Source organism: Mycobacterium sp., assembly GCF_049585075.1.
GTDB lineage: Bacteria > Actinomycetota > Actinomycetes > Mycobacteriales > Mycobacteriaceae > Mycobacterium.
The window spans coordinates 1-6,944 of the sequence record NZ_JBAUZA010000474.1 but is presented as its reverse complement, the minus strand read 5'-3'; the positions used below and the strand labels follow the sequence as shown (position 1 = coordinate 6,944).

5 protein-coding genes are annotated in these 6,944 nt (G+C 64.3%); 2 read left to right on the top strand and 3 right to left on the bottom strand.

What is annotated here, in order from left to right; all coding sequences use genetic code 11:
• Nucleotides 1–129 precede the first annotated feature (129 nt).
• Entirely contained in the window at nt 130–972 is an 843-nt protein-coding gene (locus WB785_RS22380) for a GNAT family N-acetyltransferase (RefSeq protein WP_424081933.1), read from the bottom strand.
• A 155-nt stretch (nt 973–1,127) separates the two neighbouring features.
• On the opposite strand from WB785_RS22380, the gene WB785_RS22375 reads away from it, so the two are divergent.
• Entirely contained in the window at nt 1,128–2,903 is a 1,776-nt protein-coding gene (locus WB785_RS22375) for a flavin-containing monooxygenase (protein WP_424081931.1), read from the top strand.
• A 119-nt stretch (nt 2,904–3,022) separates the two neighbouring features.
• The gene (glgX, locus tag WB785_RS22370; protein WP_424081929.1) at nt 3,023–5,188 is read left to right on the top strand and encodes a glycogen debranching protein GlgX; all 2,166 of its coding nucleotides are present in this window, start codon (nt 3,023–3,025) and stop codon (nt 5,186–5,188) included.
• Nucleotides 5,189–5,196: 8 nt separating this feature from the next.
• Here glgX and WB785_RS22365 read toward each other — a convergent pair whose 3' ends face one another.
• Together WB785_RS22365 and WB785_RS22360 are read right to left on the bottom strand one after the other, a co-directional pair.
• Nucleotides 5,197–6,153, bottom strand: a complete 957-nt coding sequence (locus WB785_RS22365; RefSeq protein ID WP_424081927.1) for an electron transfer flavoprotein subunit alpha/FixB family protein — start codon at nt 6,151–6,153, stop codon at nt 5,197–5,199.
• Nucleotides 6,154–6,191: 38 nt separating this feature from the next.
• Nucleotides 6,192–6,944: electron transfer flavoprotein subunit beta/FixA family protein (locus WB785_RS22360; RefSeq protein ID WP_424081925.1), on the bottom strand; the 753-nt coding region annotated here is incomplete at its 5' end.

Sequence of the window (6,944 nt, the reverse complement as noted above, 5' to 3'; positions counted from 1 at the left end):
GCGCGAGGCCGGCCCGGAGCGTGACCCGCAGCGCGACGACCAGCCGACGGGATGCTTCCGCGGCACCGGCCCGCAGACAACCCGTATCGCAGGTTGCCTGCGGCAGCCAGGAATGTGCGGGGCTGCTCATCAGGCCACCCGGCCCGCGGCCTCGGCGGCCGCCGAAACCGACCGGAGTCGGCGCAGATACCGGGTATCGGCATGGCGCTTGTCCAGCAGCGCGGGGAAATCACCCACGCCGAAGTCGGCGTCGTAGGCCGGCTCACCGCAGATTCGGGCGCCCAACCGCAGGTAGCCGCGCATCAGCGGCGGGATCAGCGGGCGCCCGGGCGCGGGAATCTGATCGAGCGGGCGCCCGTCGATGACCACCGGGCGGTACGGCTGCATCCGATACTCGGGCGGGGCGGCGTGGCGGCCCAGCACGAAGTCGCGCACGCCGCGAATCTGGGTACCGGGTGGTTTTCCACCCCCGCTGACAGGAACCGACACGCAGCCGGTGACATAGTCGTAGCCGCACCGGTCGAGGTAAGCCAGGATGCCCGCCCACATCAAAAGCACAACTGCGCCGTTGCGGTGATCGTCGCGAACCACCGCGCGTCCCATCTCGACTAGCGACGGCCGCAGCGAATCCAGCGCCCGGATGTCGAATTCGGTTGCGGTATAAAGCCCCCCGGCGGCGATCGCGCCGGTCGGCGACAGCATCCGGTAGCAACCCACCAGCTCGCCCGAATTGTCCTCGCGGACCAGCAAGTGGTCGCAGTACTCGTCGAATCGGTCAACGTCGAGGTCCGCGACGTCTTGTCCGGTGAGGCTAAAGCCTGGCTCGTTGCTGAATACGTCGTAGCGCAACCGCTGCGCGGATTCGATCAGCGCGGCATCGGTGGACAGCAGCAGCGAATAACGCGGCTCGGTGGACGGCGCTGCGCCCGAAGCGGGTTTGTCGGCGGCTATGAGGACAGAGTCAATACTCACGCCATCACAGTTAGCGCCGTTGATCAGCTAAGGGGCATCGACGCCGTGACGTGTCCGTGCACGGCAGGTGACGATGTCGCGAGCGTTGATCGCGCAACCCGCAGGTCGACGCCAATAACGTTGCCTGGATCACACATTTGGTCCAGACTGCGACGGTGGCTGAGGTCGACGGCGCGACGTTTGACCCCGATGCTTTGCGCGCCAAATACGCGCGGGAGCGGCGGCGGCGCCTGCGTGCCGATGGGGTATCGCAGTACGTGCAGGTCGCCGGCGCATTCAGCCGGTTCGCCCACGACCCGTGGGCCGATCCCGACTTCACCCGCGAGCCGATCAACGACGAGGTCGACGTCGCGGTCGTTGGCGCCGGCTTCGGCGGGCTACTGATCGGGGCGCGCTGTAAGCAACTCGGCGTCGATAATGTCCGGTTGATCGACAAGGCCGCCGATGTCGGCGGGACCTGGTATTGGAACCGCTACCCCGGAATCGCCTGCGACGTCGAGTCTTACGTCTATATGCCGTTGCTCGAGGAACTCGGCTACGTCCCGACCGAGAAGTACGCCAAGGGCGCCGAGATTTTCGCCCATTGTCGCCGCATCGCCGAGCATTACGACTTGTACCGTGACGCGTGTTTGCAGACTGAGGTGCACGAAATCCGTTGGGAACCGAGTAGTTCCCGCTGGGTGATCGCCACCGACCGCGGCGACGAGATCCGCGCCCGGTTTGTGGCGATGGCAAATGGCTATCTGCAGAAGCCGAAACTGCCCGGCATACCGGGTATCACGGAGTTCGGCGGTCATACTTTTCACACCAGCCGCTGGGACTACGACTACACCGGCGCCGATCTGGCCGGGCTGTCCGACAAGCGCGTCGGCATCATCGGAACCGGTGCGACGGCAATTCAGTGCGTGCCGCGGCTGGCTGAATCGACGCATCGGCTCTTCGTGTTTCAGCGCACCCCGTCAACGGTCGACGTGCGGGCCAACCGCCCGACCGAACCCGAGTGGGCCGCGACGCTGGAACCCGGTTGGCAACAACGCCGGATGGAGAACTTCCAAATCCTCACCGCGGGTGGTTCGGCCGACGAGGACCTGGTCGACGACGCCTGGACCAGCCTCATCAAGAAGCTGCCGATTGTGAACGATGCAGGCCCGAACGCCGCCGAACTGGCCGACTTCGCCAAGATGGAGGAGATCCGGGCACGCGTCGATGCGCTCGTGACCGATGCAGCCACCGCGCAGGCGCTCAAGCCGTGGTACGGCTACTACTGCAAGCGACCCTGCTTTCACGACGAGTACTTGCAAGCGTTCAATCGTGACACCGTCACCCTCGTTGACACCCACGGTCGTGGAGTCGAGCAGATCAGCCGTGCCGGTGTCGTTGTGGACGGCGTCGAATACCCGTTGGACTGTTTGATTTTCGCCACCGGCTTCGAGGTCGGCACCAGTTACTCCCAGCGCACCGGGTTCGAGGTCATCGGCCGCGAGGGTTTGACCCTCACCGAGAAGTGGGCTGAGGGCGTGCGCACGTTGCACGGCGTACATGTCAACGGTTTCCCGAACTGCTTCATCGAAAGCATCGCTCAGTCCGGCTTCACCGTGAACTTCCCGTACCTCATCGATACCCAATCGCGCCACATCGCCTGGGTGATCGCGTGGGCGTCGCAGAACGGTGTCGCGGAGGTGGAAGCCACCGTTGACGCCGAAGCAGCGTGGGTCGACACGGTTGTGCAACGCTCCAGCGTGATCGCCGGCCGACGCGAGTCATGCACTCCCGGTTACTACAACCGCGAGGGCCAGGCTGATATGCGGCTAAACCAGGACAGCTTCTTCTTCGGCAGCCCAACCGAATACGCCGACATCCTCAAGGCGTGGCGGGAGACGGGCGAACTTGCCGGGCTTGCCAAACAAGCTTCGGCAGTCGCCGGCCGATAGTTTCGCTCGCGCCAGCTCGCAGATCCCAGGTGTGATCGGCCGCGCGGTGGGTACTCCCCTGCAAGCATTCAGGTGGGGTCAAGCCATCGGCACACGGCCCGTGGGCGAAAGAGGGCGCTGTGACGGAACCGGTCGACTTGGCCGACGCAAAGCGGGCGGCACCCGCCCTGGAGCAGTGGCCCGGGAAGGCTTATCCGCTCGGCGCAACTTACGACGGGTCGGGCACTAATTTCGCGATGTTCAGTGAGGTTGCCGAGCAGGTAGAGCTCTGCCTGTTTGATGCCGACGGTGCCGAGTTCCGCGTGCCGCTGATCGAGGTCGATGGATTCGTCTGGCACGGCTTTCTGCCCGCCGTCGAACCCGGTCAGCGCTACGGCTACCGGGTGCACGGGCCCTACGACCCGGCCGCCGGGCACCGATGCAACCCGAACAAACTGTTGATCGATCCGTACGCCAAGGCGATTGACGGCAACTTCGAATGGCACCAGGCGCTATTCAGTTACAACTTCGGCAAACCGGACAGCCGCAACGATGACGACTCGGCGCCGCGCATGCCGAAGTCGGTGGTAATCAACCCGTTCTTCGACTGGGGCAACGACCGTCCACCCGATCACGACTACGCCGACACGGTGATATACGAGGCGCACGTCAAGGGGCTGACCCAGCTGCACCCTGATATTCCAGAGCGGATGCGAGGCACCTACGCCGGTATCGCCCATCCGGTCATCGTCGAGCACCTCAAGAGTCTCGGAGTGACCGCGATCGAGCTGATGCCGGTACACCACTTCGCCAACGATTCCACGCTGGTCGACAAGGGCCTGTCAAACTACTGGGGCTACAACACAATTGGCTTCTTCGCGCCCGACTTCAAGTACACCTCCAGCACCACCCCCGGCGGCCAGGTGCAGGAGTTCAAGACCATGGTCCGCACGCTGCACGAGGAAGGCATTGAAGTCATCCTCGACGTCGTCTACAACCACACCGCCGAAGGAAACCACCTGGGCCCGACTCTGTCGATGCGGGGTATCGACAACGCCGCCTATTACCGGCTGGTCGATGACGACCGGCAGTACTACATGGACTACACCGGCACCGGCAACAGCCTCAACGTCGGCCACCCGCATACGCTGCAGCTGATCATGGATTCGTTGCGGTACTGGGTGACCCAAATGCATGTCGACGGCTTCCGATTCGACCTCGCGGCAACGCTGGCCCGCGAATTCTACGACGTCGACCGGCTATCAGCGTTTTTCGAACTGGTGCAACAAGATCCGACGGTGAGTCAGGTAAAACTGATCGCCGAGCCGTGGGATGTGGGCCCGGGCGGTTACCAGGTGGGAAATTTTCCGCCGCAATGGACGGAGTGGAATGGCAAGTTCCGCGACACCGTTCGCGACTACTGGCGCGGCGAACCGGCGACACTGGGCGAACTCGCCTCCCGGCTGACCGGTTCGGCGGACCTCTACGAGCACACCGCGCGGCGCCCGGTGGCTTCGATCAATTTCGTCACCGCGCACGACGGGTTCACGTTGCGCGACCTGGTTTCGTATAACGAGAAACACAACCAGGCCAACAAAGAAGACAACAACGACGGCGAAAGCAACAACAAGTCGTGGAACTGCGGCATCGAAGGCCCGAGCGACGATCCGGAAGTCAACGCGTTGCGTTCCCGTCAGCAGCGCAACTTTCTCGCGACAACGCTGCTGTCGCAGGGCGTTCCGATGATCTCCCACGGCGATGAACTTGGTCGCAGTCAACATGGCAACAACAACGGCTTCTGCCAAGACAACGAGATCACTTGGGTGCACTGGGATAAGGCGGACGTCGAGTTGACGGAGTTCACCCGGTGGGTATCCGCGCTGCGGGCCGCGCATCCGGTGTTTCGCCGCCGCCGGTTCTTCAAAGGCGGTCCGGTGCGCCGGCGAGGCGCAGAAGCACAACCCGATATCTCCTGGTTCAGACCCGACGGCTCCGAAATGAGCGACGAGGATTGGGATTCGGGTTTCGGTAAATCGGTCGCAGTCTATCTGAACGGCTTGGGCATCCCCGACCTGGATGCACGCGGGCAGCGAGTGACCGACAACTCGTTTTTCCTGTGCTTCAATGCCCACCACGAACCGATCGAGTTCACGTTGCCACCACAGGAGTTCGGCCGGGCATGGATGACCGTGGTCGACACCTCAGCCGTAACACCGAATTCAGAGGATCAGCAGCCGATTCCGGTTGGCAGCACCGTGCGGGTGGAAGCACGCGCCATGGTGGTGCTCCAAGCCGACGGTGACTGACTCTGGAGTTAACCCTTGCGGGCCTTGACCGCCTCGGTGAGTTGCGGCGCGACCTTGAACAGGTCGCCGACCACACCGTAGTCGGCGATCTCGAAGATCGGCGCCTCTTCGTCCTTGTTCACCGCGATGATCGTCTTCGACGTCTGCATACCGGCGCGGTGCTGGATCGCTCCGGAGATGCCGAGTGCGATGTATAGCTGCGGCGAGACCGTCTTGCCGGTCTGGCCGACCTGGAACTGGCCCGGGTAGTAGCCGGAGTCGACTGCGGCGCGGGACGCGCCGACTGCGGCCCCCAGTGAGTCGGCCAATTCCTCGACCACGCTGAAGTTCTCGGCGCTGCCCACACCACGGCCACCGGAAACCACGATGGTCGCTTCGGTGAGCTCTGGCCGGTCGCCGGCGGCCGCGGGTTCGCGCGCGGTGACCTTGGCGGCGTTCTCGGTGGGCTCGGGCACTTCCACGGTGACCTGCTCGCCGGCGCCGTCGGCCGGTTCGGCGTCAATCGCACCGGCCCGCACGGTGATCACCGGGGTGTCGCCGTTGGCCTGCGCCTCGACGGTGAACGCGCCACCGAAGATTGAGTGGGTCGCCTTGGGCCCTTCCTTGACTTCCACCACGTCGACCAGCAGACCGGAACCGATCCGGGCGGCCAATCGGCCGGCGATCTCTTTACCGTCTGCGGTGGCCGCGAGCAAAACGGCTGCCGGACTGGCTGATTCGGCCAGCGCGGCCAGCACATCGACGGCCGGGGTGATCAGGTAGTTGTCGGCTGTGTCGGATTCGGCGACGTAGATCTTGGCGGCACCGGCCGCCTTCAACCCGTCGACGAGTGGCGCGGCGGTACCTGACTTACCAACCACGACGGCAGCCGGCTCACCCAAAACACGTGCGGCGGTGATCAATTCGGAGCTGACCTTCTTCAAAGCGCCTTCAGCGTGCTCAGCGAGCACCAGTACTTCAGCCATGGGTTATTCGGTTTCTTTCGGTTGAAGGATGTTGAGTCTTAGATGATCTTTTGCGAGACCAGGTACTGCGCGACCTGGTTGCCGCCTTCACCCTCGTCGGCGACCTTCTCACCCGCGGTCTTGGGCGGCTTCGGCGTCGACGTCAGCACCGTCGACCCGGCGTTGCCCAGCCCGACCTCGTCGGCCTCGACACCGATCTCGGCCAGCGTCAGCTTGGTGACTTCCTTCTTCTTGGCGGCCATGATGCCCTTGAAGGACGGGAAGCGCGGCTCGTTGATCTTCTCGTTCACGCTGACCACCGCGGGCAGCGAGGCCTCGAGGGTGAACAGCCCGTCGTCGGTTTCCCGCTCACCGGTGATCTTGCCGCCGTCGACAGAGAGCTTGTGCAGATGCGTCAGCTGCGGCAGGCCCAGGTACTCGGCGATGATGGCCGGCACCGCGCCACCGACGCCGTCGGTGGACTCGTTACCCGCGATCACCAGCTCGGTGCCTTCGATGGTGCCCAGCGCACGCGCCAACGCCCATCCGGTCTGAATGACGTCCGAGCCGTGCATGCCGTCGTCGAGCAGGTGGACGGCCTTGTCGGCGCCCATCGACAACGCCTTGCGGATGGCCTCCGTCGCGCGCTCCGGGCCCGCGGTCAGCACGGTCACCGATCCCTCGGTGCCGTCGGCGGCCTCTTTCTCCCGGATGAGTAGCGCCTCTTCGACGGCCCGCTCGTTGATCTCGTCCAGCACAGCGTCTGCGGCCTCACGGTCCAGCGTCCAATCGCCGTCGGTGAGCTTTCGCTC